The following is a 24,116-nucleotide window of genomic DNA, read 5'->3' as shown; positions in this document are numbered from 1 at the left end:
GATGATTGAATGGATTATCCGGCGCTCGGTCGCCAACCGTTTTCTGGTGATGATGGGCGTGCTGTTTTTGAGCCTCTGGGGCGGCTGGACCATCGTCAATACGCCGGTAGATGCGCTGCCGGACCTCTCTGACGTACAGGTGATTGTTAAAACCAGCTATCCGGGGCAGGCACCGCAGATTGTTGAAAATCAGGTGACCTACCCGCTCACCACCACCATGCTGTCGGTGCCGGGCGCGAAAACGGTGCGCGGCTTCTCGCAGTTTGGCGACTCCTACGTGTACGTGATTTTTGAGGACGGTACCGACCTCTACTGGGCGCGCTCGCGCGTGCTGGAGTACCTCAACCAGGTGCAGGGCAAGCTGCCGCAGGGCGTCAGTTCGGAGATTGGCCCGGATGCTACCGGTGTGGGCTGGATCTTTGAATATGCGCTGGTGGACAAAAGCGGTAAGCACGACCTTGCCGAACTGCGTTCGCTGCAGGACTGGTTCCTGAAATATGAGCTGAAAACCATCCCGAACGTGGCGGAAGTGGCCTCCGTTGGCGGCGTGGTGAAGCAGTATCAGGTGCAGGTCGACCCGATGAAGCTCGCCCAATACGGTATCAGTCTTAGCGATGTGAAGCAGGCGCTCACCACCTCCAACCAGGAGGCGGGCGGCTCATCGGTGGAGATGGCCGAAGCGGAATATATGGTACGCGCCACCGGCTATCTCAAAAGCCTGGAAGACTTCAACCATATCGTCCTGAAGGCCGAAGCGAACGGCGTACCGGTTTACCTGAAAGACGTGGCGCGGGTGCAGGTCGGCCCGGAAATGCGCCGCGGCATCGCTGAAATGAACGGCGAGGGCGAAGTGGCAGGCGGCGTGGTACTGCTGCGTTCGGGTAAGAACGCCCGTGAAGTGATTTCGGCGGTGAAAGAGAAGCTCGCCTCGTTGCAAAAAAGCCTGCCGGAAGGGGTTGAGGTGGTCACCACCTACGACCGCAGCCAGCTGATTGACCGGGCCATCGACAACCTGCGCTCCAAGCTGATTGAAGAGTTTATCGTAGTGGCGGTGGTCTGCGCGCTATTCCTCTGGCACGTGCGCTCGGCGCTGGTGGCGATCGTCTCGCTGCCGCTGGGGCTGTGCATCGCCTTTATCGTGATGCATTTCCAGGGGCTGAACGCCAACATCATGTCGCTGGGCGGGATTGCCATTGCCGTCGGTGCGATGGTGGATGCGGCGATCGTGATGATCGAAAACGCCCACAAGCGGCTCGAACACTGGCAGGAGGCACATCCCGATGAATCGATGGATAACGCTACCCGCTGGAAGGAGATCACCGATGCGGCGGTGGAAGTGGGGCCTGCGCTGTTTATCAGCCTGCTGATTATCACGCTGTCATTTATCCCGATCTTCACTCTCGAAGGGCAGGAAGGACGTCTGTTTGGCCCGCTGGCGTTTACCAAAACCTACGCCATGGCGGGGGCGGCGGCGCTGGCGATCGTGGTGATCCCTATCCTGATGGGCTTTTGGATCAAAGGTAAGATCCCGGCGGAATCGCGCAATCCGTTGAACCGCTTCCTGATTGCGATCTACCACCCGCTGCTGCTGAAGGTGCTGAAGTGGCCGAAGCTCACCTTGCTGGTGGCGCTGCTGTCTATCTTCACCGTCGTGTGGCCGCTCAGTAAAGTCGGCGGCGAGTTTCTGCCGAAAATTAACGAAGGCGACCTGCTGTATATGCCTTCGACGCTACCGGGGATTTCACCGGGGCAGGCGGCGGTGCTGCTCCAGCAGACCGATAAGCTGATTAAGACGGTGCCGGAAGTGGCATCGGTGTTTGGTAAATCAGGGAAAGCGGAAACCGCGACCGACTCCGCGCCGCTGGAGATGATTGAAACCACCATTCAGCTCAAGCCGCAGGATCAGTGGCGACCGGGGATGACGCTCGACAAGATTATCGACGAGCTGGATGCCACCGTGCGGCTGCCGGGGCTGGCGAACCTGTGGGTGCCGCCGATTCGTAACCGTATTGATATGCTCTCCACCGGGATTAAAAGCCCGATTGGGATCAAGGTTTCCGGGACGTCACTGGCGGATATTGATGAAGCCGCCCAGCGTATTGAAACGGTGGCCAAAACCGTGCCGGGCGTAGTCTCCGCGCTGGCTGAACGGCTGGAGGGCGGGCGCTATATTGACGTTGATATCAACCGGGAGAAAGCCGCGCGTTACGGCATGACCGTGGGCGATGTGCAGCTGTTTGTCTCGTCGGCAATCGGCGGGGCGACGGTGGGGGAAACGGTGGAAGGCGTAGCACGCTATCCGATTAATATCCGCTATCCACAAGGTTTCCGCGACGGTCCGACGGCATTGCGCCAGCTGCCGATTCTCACGCCGACGAAGCAGCAAATTACGCTCGGCGATGTGGCTAATGTGAAGGTGGTTTCCGGCCCGACGATGCTGAAAACCGAGAACGCGCGTCCGGCGAGCTGGATTTACATTGATGCCCGTGACCGCGACATGGTCTCCGTCGTGCATGACCTGCAAACGGCGATTAGCCGCAGCGTAACCCTGAAGCCGGGCACCAGCGTGGCGTTTTCCGGGCAGTTTGAGCTGCTGGAACATGCCAATAAGAAGCTCAAGCTGATGGTGCCGATGACGGTGATGATCATCTTCATCCTGCTCTATCTGGCTTTCCGCCGGGTGGATGAAGCATTGCTGATTCTGATGAGCCTGCCGTTTGCGCTGGTGGGCGGTATCTGGTTCCTCTACTGGCAGGGGTTCCATATGTCGGTGGCAACGGGAACCGGGTTTATCGCCCTGGCGGGGGTGGCGGCGGAGTTTGGCGTGGTGATGCTGATGTATCTGCGTCATGCGATTGAAGCCGAGCCGCGGCTGCAAAAGGCCGACACCTTTAGCCCGCAGGCGCTGGACGAGGCGTTGTATCATGGGGCCGTGCTGCGCGTGCGGCCAAAAGCGATGACGGTTGCCGTGATTATTGCCGGGCTATTGCCCATACTATGGGGAACCGGGGCCGGTTCCGAAGTGATGAGCCGCATTGCCGCGCCGATGATTGGTGGCATGATCACCGCGCCGCTGCTGTCGCTGTTTATCATTCCGGCGGCCTATAAATTGATATGGTTGTATCGGCACAGGCGCAGCATGTAGGCCTGATAAGCGCAGCGCCATCAGGCAACGATGGCGCACCTTGCCGGAGGGCGGCGTTCCGCCTTATCCAGCCTACAAACGGTGAACCATAATACGGAGACCCTCATGCACCACGTCCTTATTACCGGTGCCACCGGCCTTGTTGGTGGGCACTTACTTAACTTGCTTCGCCGGGAGCCGCAGGTGGAATCCATCGTCGCGCCTACCCGTCATCCGCTGGAGCACGCCTTCGGTATCGCTAACCCGCACGACCCGGATCTCAGCGCGGCGCTGGCGAAGGTCACGTCGCCTGTCGATACCGTTTTCTGCTGCCTCGGCACTACGATACGCGACGCGGGCTCGAAGGCCGCTTTCCGCCACGTCGACTACGATTTGGTGTTGGAAACCGCCCAGGCCGGCCTGCGGCTGGGCGCACAGCAGCTGCTGGTGGTCAGCGCAATGGGCGCAAACGCGAACTCCCCCTTTTTCTACAATCGGGTGAAGGGAGAAATGGAAGCGGCGCTGATAGACCAGGGCTGGCCGCAGTTGGTTATCGCGCGACCTTCAATGCTGCTCGGTCAACGCGGTAAACCGCGCCTGAACGAGCGTCTGTTGGCGCCGCTGTTTAGCTTGCTGCCGGGAAACTGGAAGGCGATTGAAGCACATGATGTGGCAAAGGCGATGCTGAGTACGGCAAAGCACCCGGGAAATACACAGGTAGAGATTCTGTCGTCGCGTAAGCTCAGAGAAATAGCCCGGCAGTGAGCCTGCCGGGCAGATAGTAAGGACTTACTGAATAAAGGTGAACGCGGTCGTCACGCGCTTCACGCCGCTCACGCGGCTGGCGATATCGGCCGCGGCTTTACCTTCGCGGTCGGTGACCAGACCCATCAGGAACACTTCACCATTTTCGGTAGTCGCCTTCACGTTAGAGGATTTCACCTGATCGCTCGCCAGCAGCTGGGAGCGGACTTTGGTGGTAATCCAGGTATCGGAAGACGAGGTACCGAGGCTAATTGGCTGGCCCTGACGCACTTCGTTGAACACTTCAGTTGCACCATCAACGCCAACGGCAATCTGCTTCGCACGCGTCGCCAGGCTCAGATCCGGCGACTGACCGGTCAGCAGCACTTTGCCCTGGTAGGCGGTCACGTTAATACGCGCCTCCTTCTTAATTTGCTCATCTTTAGACAGGGCGCTGTTCACACGAACTTCCAGCGTGCTGTCATCCACCTGAGTTCCCACCGTACGGGGGTCAGTTGCGGCCTTGGTACCGACTGCAGCCGTGCCGACAACGGCGGCTGCAATACATCCCTGGAGCAGCAGTGCGGAAATAAGGACCGCGAGGGTCGAAATCACCTTCATTTGTTCTCCTTAGTCGTCCTGGTGTGGGAAAAGGGTGTTATCAATCAAATCACACAGACAGTTTACCGTGAGCATGTGCATCTCCTGGATACGGGCGCTGCGGTGCGACGGAATGCGGATTTCCACATCCTGTTGACCGAGCAGGCCCGCCAGTTCGCCGCCATCGTAGCCGGTCAGGGCGACGATGGTCATGTCACGCGTGACAGCCGCTTCTACCGCTTTGACGATATCGCGACTGTTACCACGGGTTGAAATAGCCAGCAGAACATCACCAGCGTGACCCAGCGCGCGCACCTGCTTGGCATAGATTTCATCATGCAGGCGATCGTTCGCTATTGCCGTTAAGACCACATTATCCGAATTAAGTGCAATCGCGGGTAAACCGGGACGCTCTGTTTCATAACGGTTAATCATGCAGGCAGCAAAATGCTGTGCGTTGGCGGCGGATGAACCGTTACCACAACAGAGAATTTTGTTGCCGTTCAGCAGCGACTGTACCAGGGTCATCGCAGCTCGGGAGATAGCGTCCGGGAGCGCTTCCGCCGCGGCGATTTGGGTTTGAATGCTTTCGGTGAAGCACACTTTGATTCTTTCGAGCACGATATCCCTTTACATTCTATGAGCTAAAAGCGTTTGAAAACCATTCGATTTCATTGCCGGTGAAGGCTATCACATCGAAACGGCAATCCACAGTGTCAAAACTCCCATTGTGGCGGGCAAGCCACAAGCGGGCAGTCTGTAACAGTTTGTTTTGTTTGCTCCGGGTCACACTGGCGGCAGCACCGCCGTAAAACCCCGAGCTGCGATAGCGAACTTCCACGAAAACCGTGACCGTCCCTTCCCGCATAATCAAATCAATTTCGCCGCTGCGTTCGCGCACGTTGGCGGCGATAAACACCAGTCCCTGGCCTTCAAGCCAGCGACGCGCGCGCTGTTCCGCGGCGTCGCCAACCTGTTTTGTCGTTAACTGGCGGGAACGATCTGCCCCTGCTGGTATTTGAGCCATGATAACTTCCTGTTAATCACGCAGTCCTGAGTGGCGCTGAGATCGCCGGTATTGCCGTTCAGCTCAAAGCCCGGCACGCCCCGCATCTGTGCGAAGTGGTTGGCCAGCGCCCAGGCATCCGCGCCCATGGCGTACAGACGCGCCAGCGAATAGTCATTGTTCACCGCGCGCAGCGCTTGCTGCATCAGCGCCGGGTTGCTGCCGGCAAGCATTGGGATTTCGCTGTACTGCAGGCCTTCCATCTCCAGACGGAAGTCCGGACCAGCGGTGCCCTGTGCGCTGCGTGAGCTGGCGTACAGCATTGCGCCGCTCTGGCTGCCGTTACGCATCGCAATCATCGGTTTGATAAAGGCGATCTCTTCCGGGGTTGCCAGGATATACGCCGCGTCTACCTTATTGCTGCCGGTGATTTGCGCGTCGGTCGGTGCGGCTGGAATGGTCAGGTTACCGATGGTAACGCCCTGCGGCTGAGACTGTGCGGAGATAACCGGGGTGCCGGACAGCGAGATACCGGAACCACCGTTCACGCCGCCTTTCAGCTCGGACAGGGAACCGAACTTCTGCTGTAAGACCGTACCACCGCCGATTTTGTGCCACTCGTCGGCGAAGGCCTGGGTAACGCGATCGCCGAGGGCGTTACGCGGTACCAGCAGCAGTGGAGACTGTTTGCCCTGATCGTGAATATGACGCGCCGCATCGCGGGCTTCATCTTCCGGTGACAGCGCGAAGTAGCAGATGTTAGCACGGTTACTTACCGCTTCCGGCTGGTTCAGCGCCAGCACGTTCAGCGTGGTGTTGGTTTTCATCAGCTCTTCAACATTGTTTTTCAGCAACGGGCCAACCACCAGGCTGACGCCGTCCTGCTGCGCCTGCGCCAGAATCTGGTTCAGCGGTTGCGAAGAGGTATCGTAGATTTTCAGCTCGGCGGACGGATTCGCCGCTACGCTCGCGACGGGCTGCACTGCCGGTGTTTGAGCCGGAGCCGCGTCGGCCGCGGGTGCCTGAGTGGCAGGCGCGGCTGCGCTGTTGGCCTGTGCGGCCTGAACTGGAGCCGCTGCTGGCGCCTGAACCGGCGCCTGGCTTTGCGGTGAAGTCAGGTCGGTAACTTCAGCCTGAGATGGGCTAACCACGGCGGCGGTCGCTGCCTGAGCGACCTGTTCCGGTACCGCGCTGCCGCTCACCGGCATGGTGCCGTTCTTCGCCGCTTCAAAGCCTTGCTGAATGGTACGGCCAAACACCGCGGCCTGGCCGTTTAACGGCAGCAGCAGAGCGATTTTGTTGACCGATGCGGGTTTAAAGTTCTGCACGTTCGCCAGCTGTGATGGCAGCACTTTCGCGCCTGGGTTCTGCGGATAACGGGTCTGCCAGTCTTTAATACCGGCTTTCAGCATATCGGGATCGTTGCGGTTATCGAACCAGACGCGCTGCAGATCGAGCCAGCCTTGCAACACGTTTTCATCCGCGTTGATCACCAGCGCGTTGGCTTGCTCCTGGGTCATGGAGGAAAGCGCCTGCCACGTGGCGTCGCTGTTTTGCTGTCTTTCCGGCTGAGTGGTCAGCAGCGGTGCCTGGGCAATCAGGGCACGCAGCAGCGTCAGGGACGGTTTACCCTGCTCGGCGCTGATGGTGTCCTGCCAGAAACGCGCCTGCAGCGCACTGTCGAAATCATCGGCCTTCAGCTTTTGCAGCAGCGCCTGTGCACCAGCGTAGTCTTTCTGCGCCAGCTTCAGTTCAACCGCTAGCAGCGCCTGTTCCTGACGCTGAGCAGCGTTCAGCTGCTGCGGTAGCTGATTGAACAGCTCCAGCGCCTGCTGGCTCTTGCCTTCCTTCAGCAATGAACGAATGGCGAGTAATTGCCAGTTGGTCTTGCTATCATTCGAGCTTTGCTGCATCTGCTGCAGATAAAAGCCGGAGTCAGCCTGCGTCGCGCCCTGAAGTTGGGCTGCACTCTGATCGGGGGCCTGGGTGCCACAGCCTGCAAACAGCAGCGCTGCCAGGACGACCGGCAGACAGCGCGCGGCTTTCATACGAGAAAATGTTGAGGGTACCATTTTGTATCCAGTAATATTTTTTACGCAATGCTCAATATTAAATCGGCAATACGGACGAAACAATGAAACAACACGAATCGGCGGATAATTCTCAAGGCCAACTCTTTATTGTACCTACTCCTATCGGAAATTTGGCTGATATTACCCAACGAGCGCTCGAAGTATTGCAAGCTGTTGATTTAATTGCGGCTGAAGACACCCGTCATACAGGTTTATTGCTGCAACACTTCGCCATTAACGCCCGTTTGTTTGCCTTACACGATCACAATGAGCAACAAAAAGCGGAAACGCTGGTGGCGAAACTGAAGGAAGGGCAGAACATCGCGCTGGTTTCTGACGCCGGAACGCCGCTTATCAACGACCCTGGCTACCATCTGGTGCGTACCTGCCGCGAAGCGGGTATCCGCGTGGTGCCGCTGCCGGGGCCGTGCGCGGCGATTGCTGCCCTGAGCGCCGCTGGGCTGCCGTCAGACCGTTTCTGCTATGAAGGTTTCCTGCCGGCTAAGTCTAAAGGCCGCCGCGATACGCTGAAAGCTATCGAAGCCGAGCCGCGTACGCTGATTTACTATGAATCCACTCACCGTCTGCTCGACAGCCTGGAGGATATGGTCGCCGTTTGGGGCGAATCCCGCTACGTGGTGCTGGCACGCGAGCTGACCAAAACCTGGGAAACCATTCACGGTGCGCCGGTAGGCGAGCTGCTGGCGTGGGTGAAAGAAGATGAAAACCGCCGTAAAGGCGAGATGGTGCTGATTGTGGAAGGGCACAAAGCGCAGGAAGACGAACTGCCTGCCGATGCGCTGCGCACCCTGGCGTTGTTACAGGCTGAACTGCCGCTGAAGAAGGCGGCGGCGCTAGCGGCGGAAATCCACGGCGTGAAGAAGAATGCGCTGTATAAGTACGCGCTGGAGCAGCAGGGGGAGTAGGGAAAAAGCCTGAAAACCTGTGCAATATAGAACCTGAAATACAAAAGAGGCTCGGGATTTCCGGGCCCCTTTGTATCATCGCTTAGGCCGTAGCCGCTACGCCCGTCTGAATTCTCTGCGCCGAGCCGCAGACGTTGATTTTGTTTCTGACCACTTCCTTCATGGCATCCATCCCCACTCGCATGTAGTAGCGTGGATCGTTACCTTCCGGGTTCTCAGCGAACCACTGCTTCACCGCATCGGCAAAGGCGATTTTGAGTTCGGTTGCGACGTTAACTTTGCAGATGCCCAGCTCAATTGCCTGGCGAACAAACTCGTCGGGAACGTCGCTGGCACCGTGCAGGACCAGCGGAACATTTACCACCTTGCGGATCTCAGCCAGACGCTTGAAGTCGATTTTTGGGCGCTTGGTATAAAGGCCGTGGGCGGTGCCGATGGCGACAGCCAGGCTGTCTACGCCGGTCAGTTCAACGAAGCGACGCGCCTCCTGTGGGTCGGTAAAGAAAGCGCTCTCTTCATCGACATTCATATCATCTTCCACGCCACCAAGCCGCCCCAGCTCTGCTTCAACGCTGCAGTCGTTGTGGTGGCAAAAATCGACCACTGATTTCACTAGCTTCACGTTTTCATCAAACGGGAAGTGGCTGCCATCAATCATCGCGCTGCGTACGCCTGCGTTGACTTTATGGCGAATGTCAGCCAGCGACTCGTGGTGATCGAGGTGCAGCGCCAGCGGAAAGTGGTAGCTGGCAGAGTAGGCTTCACACAGGGCGTAAATCTCTTCGAAGGCAATGTGCTTAAACGTTCCTGGGGTGCCGGCGAGGATCACCGGGGATTGCATCTCGTTGCATACCTCAAGGATCGCCTGGATCGTTTCGGCGTTATGCACGTTAAACGCGGGGACCGCATAGCCTTTTGCCTGAGCGTCCTGAAGCAGATATTTCGTGGAAATAATAGCCATTATTTAATCCTCTTAGCCGCGCCATGGGTGAATGTTAACGCCCTGCACTACGCGGTTAACCGTGCCGCTAGCGGAAGGCGTATCCGGCGTGATGCCGGCGTTGATGGACTCCGACAGCGCAAAAATCTGGGCGTACATCAGGAAACAGAAAGCCTGCTCGACGTCGCTGAATAGGCGCGACGGCGGCAGAAGAATGTGAGGACCGGCGACGATCGCCTCGTCGGCTTCAGCCGAAATAGCCACAACGCGCATAGCGAGCTGGTCACGGTGCAGCTCTGCCAGTAGATCCAGATCGTACTGGCGCGTGTAAGGATGGCTGGAGACGAACATCACGATCAGCGTTTCACTATCGACCAGTGATTTAGGGCCGTGACGGAAGCCGGTGGAGGAGTCATAGAATGCGGCAATTTTACCGGCAGTTAACTCCAGTACCTTAAGCGCGGATTCACGTGCGGTGCCCTGCAGGCCGCCGCTTCCCAGGTAGACAATGCGTTTCCAGGGCTGCTGACCGAACACGCCGTTCGCGCCGTCGCCCAGTTCGTTAAGAATGGTCTGGCAGCGTCTGGCGACATCCTGGAAGGTATGGCTGTTGATAGCCTTTGCAGCGAAGACCGACAGGCAACTTGCCATCATGGTGGTGATGCTGCTGGTCATGGCAAAGCCACGATCGTGGGTTTCGGCGGGCATCAGCAATACCAGCGCATTGGCGCTTTGTTGGGCGTTCAGGTACAGGCTTCCCGCTTCGTTGCAGGTGATCACCAGGTGATAGCATTCAGGAACCAGCTGATTGACCAGATCGACGGCCGCCACGCTTTCAGGGCTGTTACCGGAGCGTGCGAATGACACCAGCAGCAGCGGGCCTTCGGTTCTCAGGTAATCCAGCGGGTTAGACACCAAATCGGTGGTGGGGATCGAGCGAAAATCTTTGCCGCTATGATGGCTGAGCCATGGGGCGATTATGTCGCCAATAAAGGCTGAGGTGCCTGCGCCAGTGAGGACGATCTGTAGATCGTGTCGATCCAACAGCGGAGTAAGAAAGTCGTCGATGGCCTGGCGGTTCTCATCAATATGTGCCAGGGAGCGAAGCCAGCTGACCGGCTGCTGATGGATTTCTTCTTCAGTCCAGGAACGGGTTCTGGTGCGAGACGGGGTGTAGGTTTCTGACATAACGCAATCCTTAATCGTATGAACTCAGCATCAGAGAATGTTGCTGCCCATGTTTATCTTTCGTTTCGTTTCACTTTAATGCTTAAGTCTTTAAAAGAAATCTACAGAAAAGAAATCGAAAGTTCAATAATGAAAATAAAAATAAAACGAAAAATTAGAGATGAAAGCGATTTCTTTTTATTTAGTCTTTTTTATTCAATGCGTTATGTTTTTAGCGGCGAAGGAATGGCGGATGATAAGAAAGAAAAAGAAAGGTCCCCACGCGTCAGCGCAGGGACCCCTTCGATAGATAGTGAAAGTTTAAAGGTTTAGCGGTATGCCCTTGATCCAGATTTGCTGCACCTGAAGCGAGTGGTTTAGCGCAATCAGGTTTGCCAGCTTCCCTACGCCAATCGACCCCAGGTAGTCATCCACGCCGAGAAGCTTTGCGGGATGTGAAGAGGCCATACGGATTGCCTCTTCTACGCTGACACCTGCCATCGCCACCATGTTTCTGACCGCCGTATCGACCGAGAGCGTGCTGCCCGCCAGGCCGCCGGACGAGGTGCGTACGATGCCATCGCGCATCTCAACGTCATAGCCGCAGATGTCGTAGCGCCCGTCTGGCATTCCGGCAGCTCGCATCGCATCGGTGATAAGGATCGTACGTTCCGGGGCGCAGTGGGCACAAAGCCGCATGGCCGCTGGGTGCACATGGTGGCCATCGGCAATCAGCTCAAGCCAGGCGCGCGGATCGGTCAGGCCCGCGCCGACCATACCGGGCTCCCGGTGATGCAGGCCGGTCATGCCGTTGAAGCAGTGCACCAGCCCGTCTGCACCGGCATCAAAGGCGGCAACGGTCTGCGCGTGGGTAGCGGCGCTATGGCCGAGCATCACACGAACGCCGCATCGCTTCAGATGTGCAATGGCCTCCAGCGCCCCGGCTTTTTCCGGCGCCAGCGCGACCACGCGAAGCGTGTTTTGCGAGTGGGCAATCAACCTATCCAGCTCGTGGGTGTCCAGCTCGCGAAACAGCTCGGGTGGATGTGCGCCCTTGTTCTGAGGCGTAAAGTACGGCCCCTCAAGGTAGCTTCCCAGCACCATCGCTCCCTTGCCCCCTGCCTGCATGCGCTGGGCGATTCGCCCGAGCGCGCTTTCGATCGCAGGAAGCGGGGCGGTGACGGTGGTGGGGAGCCAGGCGCCGACGCCCTCGCAGGCTTTATGTATCGCCAGCGTCTCCAGCGTATGGGGATCGTCATCCATCACATCTACGCCTGCGCCGCCGTGAACGTGCAGGTCAAGATAAGCCGGGCACAGCAGGTCAACGTCGCGGGTGGCTATACCGGCGGGAATTGGCGTGATTTGCGCTATCTTCCCGTCAACGAGACTGACCTGATGGTCGTCCAGCCAGCCGCTTTCGCTCAATACCCTGCGTGCGCGCAGTACCTGGGTCATATACCTTCCTCTGCCGGAACCTCTTCGCGGCAGTTTTTGAGCTCATCGGCCAGGCTGGTCAGTCCGCGATGTCCGCACTCCAGAGCCTGGAGACGAAACTCCGTGCTGTTTAACCCATCGCGGTCCATTGCCATTTCCAGCAACAGCTGGAGGTTGGTGCCGGTAATCACTTCACAGCCCGCGGTTTGCATGGCAAGCGTGGAGGCAACGCGGAAAGGTGTTCCGCCTAAAAGGTCCGTCAGGAAAACGATCTCCTGCTGGGCATCCAACCGCGCCATTGCAGCTTCCAGTTGCGAAGTTAGCAGCGCAGTGGTGGAGGTTTCCGGGAAATCAATGGCGATAAACTGCGGCTGCTCACCCAGAATCTGCTTCATAGCTTGTTCCAGCCCGCTGGCGAACCCGCCGTGCCCACAAAGAATAATGCCTAACATCATGACCTCTTTTGCTTACAGGAAATGGGAAAATTTACCGACAACGCCCAGCAACACGGTAATACCAATCAGACGCAACGGGCTCCAGCCACGGCGTACCAGCCAGTACATGGTCATGGTGTAGACCAATGGCAGGAACGCGGGCATCAGCTTATCAATCACGTCGGTCTGCAGTTTGACGACGGCATCTCCGGCGGTAATCTCAAGCGTTGTGGCTAAGCGGACGTAGGTGGCAACCAGTGCGCCAATCACCGTCATCCCAACGATAGATGCCGCATGACCGACCTTCTGGGTGTTCGCCTTAATTAACGGAATCGCGGCGACCCCCATGCGATAAGCATAGTGGGCAAGGCCAAAGCGCAGGCCCAGGTGCACGACGTTGAACATCACAATAAAGACCACGGCCCCCAGAATGGATCCCTGAAGCGCCAGGCTTGCGCCAATACCACCGCAGATAGGCAGCAGCGTGAGCCAGAACATAGCATCACCGATGCCGCCTAACGGTGCGCCGACCGCGATTTTGGTGCTTTGAATACTGTTAACGTCCTGTTTGGAACGTTCCATCGCCAGAATAATGCCGATGACAAACGTGACCAGGAAGGGGTGGGTGTTGAAGAACCCCATATGCCCTTTCATTGCACGCGCCAGGTCGCGTTTATTGGTGTGGATCTTTTTCAGGGCGGGCAGCAGGCCATATAACCAGCCCGATGCTTGCATACGTTCGTAGTTAAAAGAGGCCTGCAGCAGCATGGAACGCCAGGCCACACGGTTGATGTCCTTACGCGTTAATTCAGCGCCAATTGACTGATCTTCATAGACGTTTTCGTTTACCCCGCTCAGCAGCGTCTCTTCGCTTCCGGCAACATTCGGCAGGGTGGTTTGATTAGATGCCATCTTCAAATTCCTCTTTCTGTGCCTGAGACACTTTAGGTTCCGGATTCTTGCGCAGCAGGTCGATCATGGCCATCGCCAGCGCCGCAGCGGCAATCGCCAGCACCGGTAGTTTGAGCCATGCGGCAGCGACAAAGCCGATGATGAAGTAAGGGATGTAGACGTTTTTCATCATGATTTTCAGCAGCACGGCAAAGCCGATAGCAGGCATGATGCCGCCCGCCACGCCAAGGCCATCGATCAAACGTTCGGGCAGAACGCTTATCGCGGTTTTGGCATGCTCTGCACCGAAGTAAATCGGTAAAAAGGCGCATAAGAAGTAGAAGGTGCCAAGTGCCAGCAGCGCCAGGTAGTTAACGCGCTCAATGCCCTGAGTATCCGCGTTCGAGGCCATGCGGTCGCAGCGTGACATGACACCTGACATGATGGAGAACAGGAAGGTGATACCCATCTGTACCGCCACGGCGAACGGCACGGCTACGCCAACGGCGACGTCGGGTTTCACACCGGTGGTAATGGCGAACGTGGTGCCGACGATGGTACCGATAATGACGTTAGGCGGCTGGGCACCGGCAAGCGGCGCCAGACCCATCCAGACCAGCTCCAGCGTCCCGCCGGTGAGAATACCGGTGTGCAGGTCGCCGAGAATCAGGCCGACCAACGGCCCCAGTACCACTGGGCGATGCAGATGCGTTAAACCGTTAAACATATCCAGGCCTGCGATAAAGGCGAGGATGCCCAATGCAAAAGCCTGTAGTAAGTTGATTTCCATCGTATTTGCCTCAGATGAGCTTATAGAGATCTAACGCCGGTTCGGTTGGCACTCCCTGGACGAAGCACTCCACGCCTTCCGTTTTCAGCCCGTTGAAAGCCCGGGTGTCTTCAGCATTGATGGAGACGGTTTTGGCAATCTGCTTTTTGCCCTCGGCGTAGTGCATATTGCCGACGTTGATACGTTTAACGGGCACCCCGCCTTCAACCAGCGTGAGGAAATCGGCTGGGTTTTTACACACCAGCAGGATCTTCTGGCGATCCGTTGCGCGATGGATATTGTCGATCACCTTTTGCAGCGTCCAGAAACGTACGGCGATCCCTTCGGCCAGTACCATCTCCATCAGGTTTTGTTGCACGGTATCCTGTGCGACTTCATCGTTGGCGACGAGCACCAGGTTTGCCCCCGCAAACCCCACCCATTGCACGCCAACCTGGCCGTGAATTAAGCGCTCATCAATACGGTTTAACACAATGTTAGGCATAGCTTTTTCCTCTAAATTTTTATTCGCTATCGGGTTTCGCTACCCTGACAGGCGGCGTGGTACTGGCGTAAAACGTCTTGAATGTGGTCAATAATGAGCGCGTGCGGTGCGGCACTCAGGCTGCCTTCGCGGACTTTGGCATATTGCAAAGGGAGGTACTGGCTTATCAGCGGCAGTGGAATCGGGGTATCCGCGAGGTTGCGTACCAGTCGTTCGTAGGCGCTGTCGACCTGGGCATCGGGCCAGTAGTAGCGCATGCGATCCGAGTAGCTATAGCTGCGAGCCAGTCGGCGTGTATTACTGTCGCCGTGGTAGTGGCTCTGCCAGTATTCGGGGCGATCCTGCATGACGTTTTCCAGCTCGCGGCGCAGTCCGGAAATGGCCTTAGCGGGCAGCAACTCTTCTTCAATCGCCGCCAGTGAGAATAGCGCTTCGCGCAGGGCGAAGGTGAGCCCTGGGCCGACTTTCAGAATGGCAAAGTGGTCAACAACCAACTGGCGCAGCGCGTGCGCCGTTTGGTAGTCGGTAGAGTGCGCTTCAAAGACCAACGTCGGATGTGATTCCACCATCTTGCTCAGGGCTACGGCCTTCTGCGGTTGGTAGTCGATAACGTTGGTGTGGTCGAACTCCACGCCGGGCTGTACGACTAACGCAATGATGCGTGGCCAGAGATCGCCAAGCCCCCTGGCTTCAAACGCGTTGTGGTGGGCCTGCAGCGTGGCCTGCGCCGCTTCCGGTGTGGTGACGGCAAGTTCAGTAAGTGCTTCATGTGCGCCGCCCGGTACCGGAACCTCGGTACCAATGACGTACACGAGGTCAGAGTGACCGAAGTGCGTTTTACAGGTCTCTTCGGCAATGGCGGCAAGCCGTGCGGCGCGCCCTGCGACGATCGCATCGGTTAATGGGACGGGGTCGTCGGCGCAGGACATGCTGCAATCGAGATGGATTTTTTTAAATCCGGCTGCGACATAGCTTTTGATCAGTTCATCGGCATTCGCCATTGCCGCTTCGGCAGGCAGCGTTTGCCAGCGGTTTGGGCCGAGGTGATCGCCGCCGAGAATCAGCTGTTCGCGCGGCAGGTTTAGGGAATCAGCGAGTTGGTGAATGAAACGGTGGAAATCGACAGGCGTCATACCGGTATAGCCGCCAAACTGATCGACCTGGTTAGAGGTGGCTTCAATCAGTAATGGGCTGTGGTTTTGCCGGGCCAGATGCATCGCCGCTTCCAGAACCAGTGGATGCGCTGAACAAACGGCATAAATGCCCTTTGCGTTTCCCCGTTTGTGTTGCTGCACCATTTCAATAAGATGTTTCACTTTCCTCTCCGCATACGATTATTTTTGATTATAGCCTTTCGTTTTATTTCATTTGATACTGTATCAAGCCATGCGGAAAATAAAACGAAAGATTTTCATTTTCAGATCTGTTTCACAAAAGAAACATAATGAAAGTGAAGGCGGTGAGAGGTGCCGCGCAGTCTCCGTTTCTGAGACTTGCATTCCATTAAAAGAAAGGCGTTAATAGATAAATAGAAATGAAACGAAAGTTCAATTTAAGGGACTCACTATGAGCAGTACGGATTCGTCCGCAGAAAAGCGCATCACGGGGACCAGTGAGAGGCGTGAACTCATTATTCAGCGCTTGCGCCAGCAGGGAAGCGTTCAGGTTAACGACCTCTCCACCCATTTTGGCGTGTCGACCGTTACGATTCGTAATGACCTGGCGTTTCTGGAAAAGCAGGGCATTGCGGTACGTGCCTACGGTGGCGCGTTAATCTGTGATGGTAATCCGCCTGGCAATGAGCCTTCGGTGGAAGATAAAAGTTCTCGGAACACCGCGATTAAGCGGCGCATTGCCGAAGCGGCTGCGCAGTTGATAAAGCCTGGGCACCGTATCATTCTCGACTCGGGAACCACCACCTATGAAATTGCGCGCCAACTGCGCCAGCATACGGATGTGATTGCTATGACAAACGGCATGAACGTAGCCAATGCGCTGCTGGATGCCGAAGGGGTTGAACTGCTAATGACCGGTGGACACCTGCGTCGTCAGTCGCAATCGTTCTATGGCGATCAGGCGGAGCAGTCATTGCAGAATTACCATTTCGACATGCTGTTTCTGGGTGTGGATGCTATCGATCTTGATCGCGGGATCAGCACCCATAACGAAGATGAGGCGCGGCTGAATCGGCGGATGAGCGAAGTGGCGGAGAAAATTATTGTCGTCACCGACTCCAGCAAGTTTAACCACTCCAGCCTGCATAAGATCATTGATATGCAGCGTGTGGATATGATCATCGTGGATGAAGGTATCCCGGCGGAAAGTCTGGAAGGGTTGCGTAAAAGCGGTATCGACGTCACGCTGGTTGCGGTAGACGAATAAAAAAAACCGGGGTAGCGTCAGGGCTACCCCGGTTGTTATCAGGCAGGCGTGCGTTTAGCGCATCAGGTCACCGGCGCTGGGTTAAACACCGCCAGCTGGTTATGCAGCCCCCACTGATCCGAGAAGGTTTTCTTCCGCCCGCTCGCGACATCCAGGATAAACTCAAACAGCTTCGTGCCTACATCCTCAATCGTCTCTTCGCCTGTCGCGATGGTCCCGGCGTTAATATCCATTAAGTCATACCAGCGGTTCGCCAGCTCGGTGCGGGTGGCCATCTTAATGACCGGCACCGCCATCAGGCCGTACGGCGTACCACGGCCGGTGGTGAAGACCTGCACGGTAATGCCGGAGGCCACCTGCTGGGTGCCGCAGACGAAATCGCTTGCCGGGGTAGCGGCATAAATCAGGCCGCGTTTGGTCGGGCGTTGGCCCGGCGACAGCACTTCCACAATGGCGCTCTTGCCTGATTTGGCGATAGAGCCCAGCGCTTTTTCTACCACGTTTGCCAGACCGCCTTTTTTGTTGCCCGGAGACGGGTTGGCGCTGCGGTCGGTTTGGCCCATATCGAGGTAGTTATCGTACCAGGCCATCTCTTCGAGCAGGCGTTTACCGACTTCTTCGTTGATGGCGCGCGGGGTGAGCAGGTGGATGGCATCACGTACTTCGGTCACTTCCGAGAACATGACGGTTGCGCCGCAGCGTACCAGCAGGTCAGAGGCGTAGCCCACCGCCGGGTTGGCGGTGACGCCGGAGAAGGCATCGCTGCCGCCGCACTGCATCCCAACGACCAGTTCAGATGCCGGGCAGGTTTCACGCTGGCGCTTGTTCAGTTTTTCCAGGTGACGTTCGGCCACCTGCAGAATGTCGTCGACCATCGATCTAAAGCCGACATGCTGTTCGTCCTGCAGGCGCACAATGCTGGCGCTGTCGACCGGGATGCTCTGCACATCTTCGGTCCCTTGCAGCAGGCGTTCTGGCTGCAGTTTTTCGCAGCCAAGGCCGACCACCATCACTTCGCCGCCAAAGTTCGGGTTCAGGGCGATGTTATGGATGGTGCGGATTGGCACGATGGCCGCCGGGGCATTAATTGCCACGCCGCAGCCGTACAGGTGATTAAGGCCCACCACGCCATCGACGTTCGGGTATTTTGGCAGCAGATCGCGTTCAATAATCTTGACCACGTAATCCACCACGCCCGCCACGCAGTGCACGCTGGTGGAGATACCCAGCAGGTTTTTGGTACCGACGCTGCCGTCGGCGTTGCGGTAGCCTTCGAAGGTGTAACCTTCCAGCGGCGGCAACGCTTCCGGCACCTTGGTGGCCAGCGGGAGTGTGTTCAACGGCGGCGCTTCCGGCAGAATGACCGTGGACTCATCAATCCAGCTGCCCTTCACGATATCGCGAACGGCATAGCCGATGACCTCGCCGTAGCGGATAATCTCGCCACGTTCGGGAATATCCACCAGAGCCACTTTATGCCCCTGGGGAATATGCTCAATTAATTCCAGACCATCAGGAAAACGCGTTCCTGCTTTTAGTCCGTTATCGTTAACAATAATCGCCACATTATCAGTGTCGTGCACTTTAATATAAAAAGCAGTCGGCGATTCTTGTCTGATTTCAATGTTAGCCATTGTCCAGTATTCTCCAGCCAGCGGGGCAAAAAATAAAAGGTATAAGTGTCAGACTTTTCATTATTGAAAATAATAACACTTTGATTATGGAATAAAGCATGTCAGGTGTTTAAGTTTAAAAATGTGATTGAGATCACTTATTATTGTGATGCCGCGTGGCGCAAGGGTATCAAAGCGTGAAATTGTGCATCAGCGCCCAGTGTTATGTGCATATGTATAATTAAAAGATTTTTAAAAGCGTTGAGATTGTGTGTTTGCACAATGTATGGCGCTGGTTTCCTGATTATACTGAATCCCGATTTCATAGTGTCTTATTGGTTTATTTAGTCGCTTGTTATCAATTAATAATCAGCGAAATATGCCTTAATAATAAAAATACAATTAAGGTGCTCTGTACCCCCGAGGATAATAAAATGATACATGATACTGCTGATGTTTCTGGATCAACGAAAGGAATGCCGACTCGTTATTTAATTTTGTTAGTTATTTTTATTGTTACGGCCGTTAACTATGCTGACCGCGCCACGCTCTCCATTGCCGGTACATCGGTGGCGAAAGAGCTGGGACTGAGTGCGGTAGAAATGGGGTATATATTCTCTGCGTTCGGTTGGGCTTATTTGCTCATGCAGATCCCCGGTGGTTGGTTACTGGATAAATTTGGTTCGAAGAAAGTGTACACCTACAGCCTGTTCTTCTGGTCGCTGTTCACTTTCCTGCAGGGCTTTGTTGGCTTCTTCCCATTAGCGTGGGCAGGCGTCTCCATGTTCTTTATGCGCTTTATGCTGGGCTTCTCCGAAGCGCCATCTTTCCCGGCGAACGCCCGTATCGTGGCGGCCTGGTTCCCAACCAAAGAGCGTGGCACCGCGTCCGCTATTTTTAACTCTGCGCAGTATTTTTCGTTAGCGCTGTTCTCTCCACTGCTGGGCTGGCTGACCTTTGCCTGGGGCTGGGAACACGTCTTTACCGTGATGGGGGCGATTGGCTTCGTGCTGACCGGGATGTGGGTGAAATTTGTTCATAACCCGACTGACCATCCGCGTATGTCTAAAGATGAACTGAAGTTTATTGCGGATAACGGCGCCGTGGTCGATATGGACCATAAAAAGCCGGGCAGTGATGCGGCAAAAGGTCCGAAGCTGGAGTACATCAAGCAGTTGCTCAGCAGCCGTATGATGTTAGGTATCTTCTTTGGTCAGTACTTCCTGAACACCATTACCTGGTTCTTCCTCACCTGGTTCCCGATTTACCTGGTGCAGGATAAAGGGATGTCGATTCTGAAAGTGGGGCTGGTGGCGTCTATCCCGGCACTGTGTGGCTTTGCTGGTGGTGTGCTGGGCGGTCTGTTCTCTGACTACCTGATCCGCCGTGGCTGTACGCTGACCTTTGCTCGTAAGCTGCCTATCGTACTGGGCATGCTGTTGGCATCGACGATTATTCTGTGTAACTACACCGATAACACCGCGCTGGTGGTAACCCTGATGGCGCTGGCTTTCTTCGGTAAAGGCTTTGGCGCACTCGGCTGGCCGGTTATCTCCGATGTGGCACCGAAAGAGATTGTTGGGCTGTGCGGCGGGCTGTTTAACGTCTTCGGTAACGTGGCGTCTATCGTCACGCCACTGGTGATTGGCTATATCGTGAGTGAGCTGCACTCCTTTAATGGCGCACTGATTTTTGTAGGCTGCTCTGCGCTGATGATGATGGTTTGCTACCTGTTTGTGGTGGGCGACATCAAACGTCTGGAACTGCGTAAGTAAGCCACGACTAACTTAAGGTAATGAAAATGGATAACGCGATTTTCCCTAACAAATTCAAAGCGGCACTGGCTGCCAAACAGGTTCAGATTGGCTGCTGGTCTGCACTCTCCAGCCCAATCAGCACCGAAGTGTTAGGACTGGCCGGTTTCGACTGGTTGGTACTGGACGGTGAACATGCGCCGAACGACGTGACGACGCTCATCCCGCAGCTGATGGCCTTAAAAGGCAGCGCGAGCGCGCCGGTGGTGCGTATCCCGACCAACGAGCCGGTGATTATCAAGCGCATGCTGGATATCGGTTTCTACAACTTCCTGATTCCGTTTGTAGAAACCGAAGAAGAAGCCGCGCAGGCGGTCTCTTCTACCCGCTATCCGCCAGAAGGCATTCGCGGCGTATCCGTTTCGCATCGCGGCAACATGTTTGGCACCGTGCCGGATTACTTCGCGCAGTCCAATAAGAACATCACCATCCTGGTGCAGATCGAGAGCCAGCTGGGCGTCGACAACGTTGATGCTATTGCCGCTACCGACGGCGTTGACGGGATCTTCGTCGGCCCAAGCGACCTGGCTGCCGCGTTAGGTCATCTGGGTAACGCCTCTCATCCGGAAGTGCAGCAGGCGATTCAACACATTTTCGCCCGTGCCAAAGCGCACGGTAAGCCAAGCGGCATTCTGGCGCCGGTAGAAGCCGATGCGCGCCGCTACCTGGAATGGGGCGCAACCTTTGTGGCGGTTGGCAGCGATCTGGGCGTGTTCCGTGCCGGTACGCAGAAGCTGGCTGACGCCTTCAAGAAGTAACCACCACCGAATACATACACATTTGAGGAAATGACGATGAAAGTTGGTTTTATTGGCCTGGGTATCATGGGTAAACCGATGAGTAAAAATCTGCTGAAAGCAGGTTACTCGCTGGTGGTTTCTGACCGTAATCCTGAAACGATCGCTGAAGCGATCGCCGCCGGTGCCGAAACGGCAACTACGGCAAAAGCGATTGCCGAGCAGTGCGATGTGATCATCACCATGCTGCCAAACTCTCCGCACGTGAAAGAAGTGGCGCTGGGTGAAAATGGCATTATCGAAGGCGCGAAGCCGGGCACCGTGCTTATCGACATGAGTTCGATTGCTCCGCTGGCTAGCCGCGAAATTAGCGATGCGTTAAAGGCGAAGGGCGTTGAGATGCTCGATGCGCCGGTCAGCGGCGGCGAGCCAAAAGCCATCGACGGTACGCTGTCGGTAATGGTGGGCGGTGATAAAGCTATCTTCGATAAGTACTACGACCTGATGAAAGCGATGGCGGGTTCGGTGGTGCATACCGGCGACATCGGTGCGGGTAACGTCACCAAGCTGGCAAACCAGGTGATCGTGGCGCTGAACATCGCGGCGATGTCTGAAGCGCTGACCCTGGCGACCAAAGCGGGCGTCAACCCGGATCTGGTTTATCAGGCGATTCGCGGCGGTCTGGCGGGCAGCACCGTGCTGGACGCGAAAGCACCGATGGTGATGGACCGTAACTTTAAGCCAGGTTTCCGTATCGACCTGCACATTAAAGATCTGGCTAACGCCCTGGATACCTCGCACGGCGTTGGCGCTCAGCTGCCGCTGACCGCGGCGGTGATGGAGATGATGCAGGCGCTGCGTGCCGATGGTCTGGGAACCGCCGACCATAGCGCTCTGGCGTGCTATTACGAGAAGCTGGCGAAAGTGGAAGTCACTCGCTAAGGACGTTGTGCCCGGTGGCGCATTGCGTGCCGGGCTTACAGGGTAGGCCGGAGCAGTAAAACGCCCTCCGGCGTCGTGCGCTAATAGGCTCAGATATGAAAATCGTAATCGCCCCAGACTCTTATAAAGAAAGCCTTTCTGCCACCGAGGTAGCTCAGGCAATAGAAAAAGGATTTCGGGAAATCTTTCCGGAAGCGCAATTCGTGTCAGTGCCGGTCGCCGACGGTGGAGAAGGAACGGTTGAGGCGATGATTGCGGCCACGCAGGGGCGTTCGGTGACATCAACGGTCACCGGCCCGCTTGGTGAAGTCGTGGAAGCACAGTGGGGGATCTCCGGCGACGGAAATACCGCTTTTATTGAAATGGCGGCCGCAAGCGGCCTGGCATTAGTGCCACCAGAACAGCGTAACCCGCTGATTACCACCTCTTACGGCACCGGGGAGCTGATCCTCCAGGCGCTGGAGAGCGGGGTGAAGAACATTATTATCGGCATTGGCGGCAGCGCAACCAACGACGGCGGTGCCGGTATGGTACAGGCGCTCGGCGCGAAGCTGTGCGATGCCGAGGGCAAGGAGATTGGCTTTGGCGGCGGCAGCCTGATGAGCCTTAATCACATTGATATTTCCGGCCTGGACGCCCGTCTGCAGCACTGTGCGATTCGCGTAGCCTGCGACGTGACGAACCCGCTGACGGGGCCGCAGGGCGCTTCCTGCATCTTTGGCCCGCAGAAAGGGGCGACCGAGGCGATGATCGTCGAACTGGATCGCAACCTGGCCCACTATGCGGAGGCGATCAAAGCCTCGCTGCGTATCGATGTGAAAACCGTGCCGGGCTCTGGCGCCGCAGGTGGAATGGGGGCGGCGCTGATGGCGTTCCTGGGCGCAGAGTTGCGCAGCGGCATTGAGATTGTGACCCAGGCGCTGAATCTGGAAGAGCATATTCACGATTGCACGCTGGTGGTTACTGGCGAAGGTCGCCTCGATAGCCAGAGCATTCACGGCAAGGTACCGGTAGGCGTAGCCAGCGTGGCGAAGAAATACCATAAACCGGTTATCGGCATTGCCGGCAGCCTGACGCGCGATGTCGGTGTGGTGCACCAGTACGGTATTGATTCGGTATTCAGCGTGCTGAACCGCATTGGCTCGCTGGAAGAGGCTTTCCGCGATGCGGCGGAGAATATTTATCAGACCTCCCGGAACATCGCCACCGCCATTCAGGTGGGGATGCGGATCGAAGGGTGACATCGGCACGCAAACCCTCTATACTGCGCGCCGAAGCTGACCAGACAGTCGCCGCTTCGTCGTCGTCCTCTTCGGGGGAGACGGGCGGAGGGGAGGAAAGTCCGGGCTCCATAGGGCAAGGTGCCAGGTAACGCCTGGGGGGTGTAACAGCCCACGACCAGTGCAACAGAGAGCAAACCGCCGATGGCCCGCGCAAGCGGGATCAGGTAAGGGTGAAAGGGTGCGGTAAGAGCGCACCGCGCGGCTGGTAACAGTCCGTGGCACGGTAAACTCCACCCGGAGCAAGGCCAAATAGGGGTTCATAAGGTACGGCCCGTACTGAACCCGGGTAGGCTGCTTGAGCCAGTGAGCGATTGCTGGCCTAGATGAATGACTGTCCACGACAGAACCCGGCTTATCGGTCAGTTTCACCTCTTAAAAAACCCCGCCTCGGCGGGGTTTTTGCTTTTCGTTGCCAATGAAGAACGTAGCTTTTCAGTAGCGTTATATTCTGATTGTTTACCATATCCATACAAACAATAGAGTTATTCACTAAATTGATGCAATGGTGTGATAACCGTCATTATTTTCCTTTCTTTAACTTCACACCTTGTTAACACGGCTCATTGCGCTATCTCACAAAACCCGCGTAGCGTTCATCATTGAAGAAACCAGTATCCGACTAAAATTCCTTATAAAACAATTTATTACGATTGTATCTTTGGATGCGAAAACAACCGAAATCTCTCTTTTTTTAGTTAAAGAGAAATACATTGGTTTATTTTGCGCTAATCGT

General features: G+C 56.3%; 22 protein-coding genes and 1 other RNA gene. 10 read left to right on the top strand and 13 right to left on the bottom strand.

The genetic code is table 11. The features are described 5' to 3' along the window. Nucleotide 1 precedes the first annotated feature (1 nt). Both V6940_RS13665 and V6940_RS13660 read left to right on the top strand, forming a co-directional pair. Nucleotides 2-3,145: a CusA/CzcA family heavy metal efflux RND transporter gene (locus V6940_RS13665; protein WP_333496236.1), complete on the top strand. Its 3,144-nt coding sequence runs from the start codon at nt 2-4 to the stop codon at nt 3,143-3,145. Nucleotides 3,146-3,250: 105 nt separating this feature from the next. Then, nucleotides 3,251-3,889: an NAD(P)H-binding protein gene (locus tag V6940_RS13660; protein ID WP_333496235.1), complete on the top strand. Its 639-nt coding sequence runs from the start codon at nt 3,251-3,253 to the stop codon at nt 3,887-3,889. A gap of 24 nt (nt 3,890-3,913) precedes the next feature. Here the strand turns inward: V6940_RS13660 and dolP are convergent, their stop codons facing one another. Genes dolP through V6940_RS13640 form a run of 4 tightly spaced genes read right to left on the bottom strand, consistent with a single transcriptional unit; the run spans nt 3,914 to nt 7,546 of the window. Continuing rightward, nucleotides 3,914-4,489 carry a division/outer membrane stress-associated lipid-binding lipoprotein gene (dolP, locus tag V6940_RS13655; RefSeq protein ID WP_333496234.1) on the bottom strand — a complete coding sequence of 192 codons (576 nt, stop codon included), beginning with the start codon at nt 4,487-4,489 and terminating at the stop codon, nt 3,914-3,916. 9 nt (nt 4,490-4,498) lie between these two features. Beyond that, a complete protein-coding gene (diaA, locus tag V6940_RS13650; protein ID WP_035891056.1) occupies nt 4,499-5,089 on the bottom strand; it encodes a DnaA initiator-associating protein DiaA in 591 nt (196 codons plus the stop codon). A gap of 16 nt (nt 5,090-5,105) precedes the next feature. Next, complete coding sequence (locus tag V6940_RS13645) at nt 5,106-5,495, bottom strand: YraN family protein (RefSeq protein WP_333496233.1); 390 nt, start codon at nt 5,493-5,495, stop codon at nt 5,106-5,108. Beyond that, nucleotides 5,453-7,546 (bottom strand): penicillin-binding protein activator, encoded by a 2,094-nt coding sequence (locus tag V6940_RS13640; protein ID WP_333496232.1) that lies wholly within the window; start codon nt 7,544-7,546, stop codon nt 5,453-5,455. Before V6940_RS13640 ends, V6940_RS13645 begins: the two co-directional genes overlap by 43 nt. Before the next feature lie 62 nt (nt 7,547-7,608). Here V6940_RS13640 and rsmI point away from each other — a divergent pair, with 62 nt between their 5' ends. Next, a complete protein-coding gene (gene rsmI, locus V6940_RS13635; protein WP_035891050.1) occupies nt 7,609-8,472 on the top strand; it encodes a 16S rRNA (cytidine(1402)-2'-O)-methyltransferase in 864 nt (287 codons plus the stop codon). A gap of 82 nt (nt 8,473-8,554) precedes the next feature. Here the strand turns inward: rsmI and kbaY are convergent, their stop codons facing one another. Together kbaY and V6940_RS13625 are read right to left on the bottom strand one after the other, a co-directional pair. Further along, nucleotides 8,555-9,433, bottom strand: a complete 879-nt coding sequence (gene kbaY, locus V6940_RS13630) for a tagatose-bisphosphate aldolase subunit KbaY (protein WP_333496231.1) — start codon at nt 9,431-9,433, stop codon at nt 8,555-8,557. Nucleotides 9,434-9,445: 12 nt separating this feature from the next. Beyond that, a complete protein-coding gene (locus tag V6940_RS13625; protein WP_333496230.1) occupies nt 9,446-10,600 on the bottom strand; it encodes an SIS domain-containing protein in 1,155 nt (384 codons plus the stop codon). 18 nt (nt 10,601-10,618) lie between these two features. Between V6940_RS13625 and V6940_RS13620 the strand changes: the two genes are divergently transcribed. Continuing rightward, nucleotides 10,619-10,912, top strand: a complete 294-nt coding sequence (locus V6940_RS13620) for a hypothetical protein (RefSeq protein WP_333496229.1) — start codon at nt 10,619-10,621, stop codon at nt 10,910-10,912. Here V6940_RS13620 and nagA read toward each other — a convergent pair. Genes nagA through kbaZ form a run of 6 tightly spaced genes read right to left on the bottom strand, consistent with a single transcriptional unit; the run spans nt 10,901 to nt 15,928 of the window. Next, nucleotides 10,901-12,034: an N-acetylglucosamine-6-phosphate deacetylase gene (nagA, locus tag V6940_RS13615; RefSeq protein WP_333496228.1), complete on the bottom strand. Its 1,134-nt coding sequence runs from the start codon at nt 12,032-12,034 to the stop codon at nt 10,901-10,903. The genes V6940_RS13620 and nagA overlap by 12 nt on opposite strands. Then, nucleotides 12,031-12,465 (bottom strand): PTS galactosamine/N-acetylgalactosamine transporter subunit IIA, encoded by a 435-nt coding sequence (gene agaF / locus V6940_RS13610; protein ID WP_333496304.1) that lies wholly within the window; start codon nt 12,463-12,465, stop codon nt 12,031-12,033. Before agaF ends, nagA begins: the two co-directional genes overlap by 4 nt. A 15-nt stretch (nt 12,466-12,480) precedes the next feature. Then, entirely contained in the window at nt 12,481-13,359 is an 879-nt protein-coding gene (agaE, locus tag V6940_RS13605; RefSeq protein WP_333496227.1) for a PTS N-acetylgalactosamine transporter subunit IID, read from the bottom strand. Next, nucleotides 13,349-14,128, bottom strand: coding sequence for a PTS N-acetylgalactosamine transporter subunit IIC (gene agaW, locus V6940_RS13600; RefSeq protein WP_333496226.1), 780 nt, complete (start codon nt 14,126-14,128; stop codon nt 13,349-13,351). Before agaW ends, agaE begins: the two co-directional genes overlap by 11 nt. A gap of 10 nt (nt 14,129-14,138) precedes the next feature. Next, nucleotides 14,139-14,612 carry a PTS N-acetylgalactosamine transporter subunit IIB gene (gene agaV / locus V6940_RS13595; protein ID WP_333496225.1) on the bottom strand — a complete coding sequence of 158 codons (474 nt, stop codon included), beginning with the start codon at nt 14,610-14,612 and terminating at the stop codon, nt 14,139-14,141. Between the two features lie 26 nt (nt 14,613-14,638). Then, nucleotides 14,639-15,928 (bottom strand): tagatose-bisphosphate aldolase subunit KbaZ, encoded by a 1,290-nt coding sequence (gene kbaZ / locus V6940_RS13590; RefSeq protein WP_333496224.1) that lies wholly within the window; start codon nt 15,926-15,928, stop codon nt 14,639-14,641. Between the two features lie 250 nt (nt 15,929-16,178). Between kbaZ and V6940_RS13585 the strand changes: the two genes are divergently transcribed. Then, nucleotides 16,179-16,994 carry a DeoR family transcriptional regulator gene (locus V6940_RS13585; protein WP_333496223.1) on the top strand — a complete coding sequence of 272 codons (816 nt, stop codon included), beginning with the start codon at nt 16,179-16,181 and terminating at the stop codon, nt 16,992-16,994. A 62-nt stretch (nt 16,995-17,056) separates the two neighbouring features. On the opposite strand, the gene garD is transcribed toward V6940_RS13585, so the two are convergent. After that, nucleotides 17,057-18,628 (bottom strand): galactarate dehydratase, encoded by a 1,572-nt coding sequence (gene garD, locus V6940_RS13580; protein ID WP_333496222.1) that lies wholly within the window; start codon nt 18,626-18,628, stop codon nt 17,057-17,059. 413 nt (nt 18,629-19,041) lie between these two features. Here garD and V6940_RS13575 point away from each other — a divergent pair, with 413 nt between their 5' ends. The 5 genes from V6940_RS13575 to rnpB all read left to right on the top strand — a co-directional run bounded on the left by V6940_RS13575 (nt 19,042) and on the right by rnpB (nt 23,754). Next, nucleotides 19,042-20,382, top strand: coding sequence for an MFS transporter (locus tag V6940_RS13575; protein ID WP_185667857.1), 1,341 nt, complete (start codon nt 19,042-19,044; stop codon nt 20,380-20,382). Nucleotides 20,383-20,408: 26 nt separating this feature from the next. Further along, entirely contained in the window at nt 20,409-21,179 is a 771-nt protein-coding gene (gene garL, locus V6940_RS13570; protein WP_220440907.1) for a 2-dehydro-3-deoxyglucarate aldolase, read from the top strand. Nucleotides 21,180-21,209: 30 nt separating this feature from the next. Beyond that, complete coding sequence (gene garR, locus V6940_RS13565) at nt 21,210-22,100, top strand: 2-hydroxy-3-oxopropionate reductase (RefSeq protein WP_333496221.1); 891 nt, start codon at nt 21,210-21,212, stop codon at nt 22,098-22,100. Between the two features lie 95 nt (nt 22,101-22,195). Further along, on the top strand, nt 22,196-23,341 hold the full coding sequence (garK, locus tag V6940_RS13560; RefSeq protein WP_333496220.1) for a glycerate 2-kinase: 1,146 nt from the start codon (nt 22,196-22,198) through the stop codon (nt 23,339-23,341). Nucleotides 23,342-23,373: 32 nt separating this feature from the next. Then, nucleotides 23,374-23,754, top strand: an RNA gene (gene rnpB / locus V6940_RS13555) — RNase P RNA component class A. The last annotated feature ends 362 nt before the right edge of the window (nt 23,755-24,116 follow it).

Source organism: Kluyvera sp. CHPC 1.251, from assembly GCF_036759945.1.
Lineage (GTDB): Bacteria > Pseudomonadota > Gammaproteobacteria > Enterobacterales > Enterobacteriaceae > Kluyvera > Kluyvera sichuanensis.
Note: the sequence above shows the minus strand (reverse complement) of the source record. Positions and strands in the feature narration are given on the sequence as shown.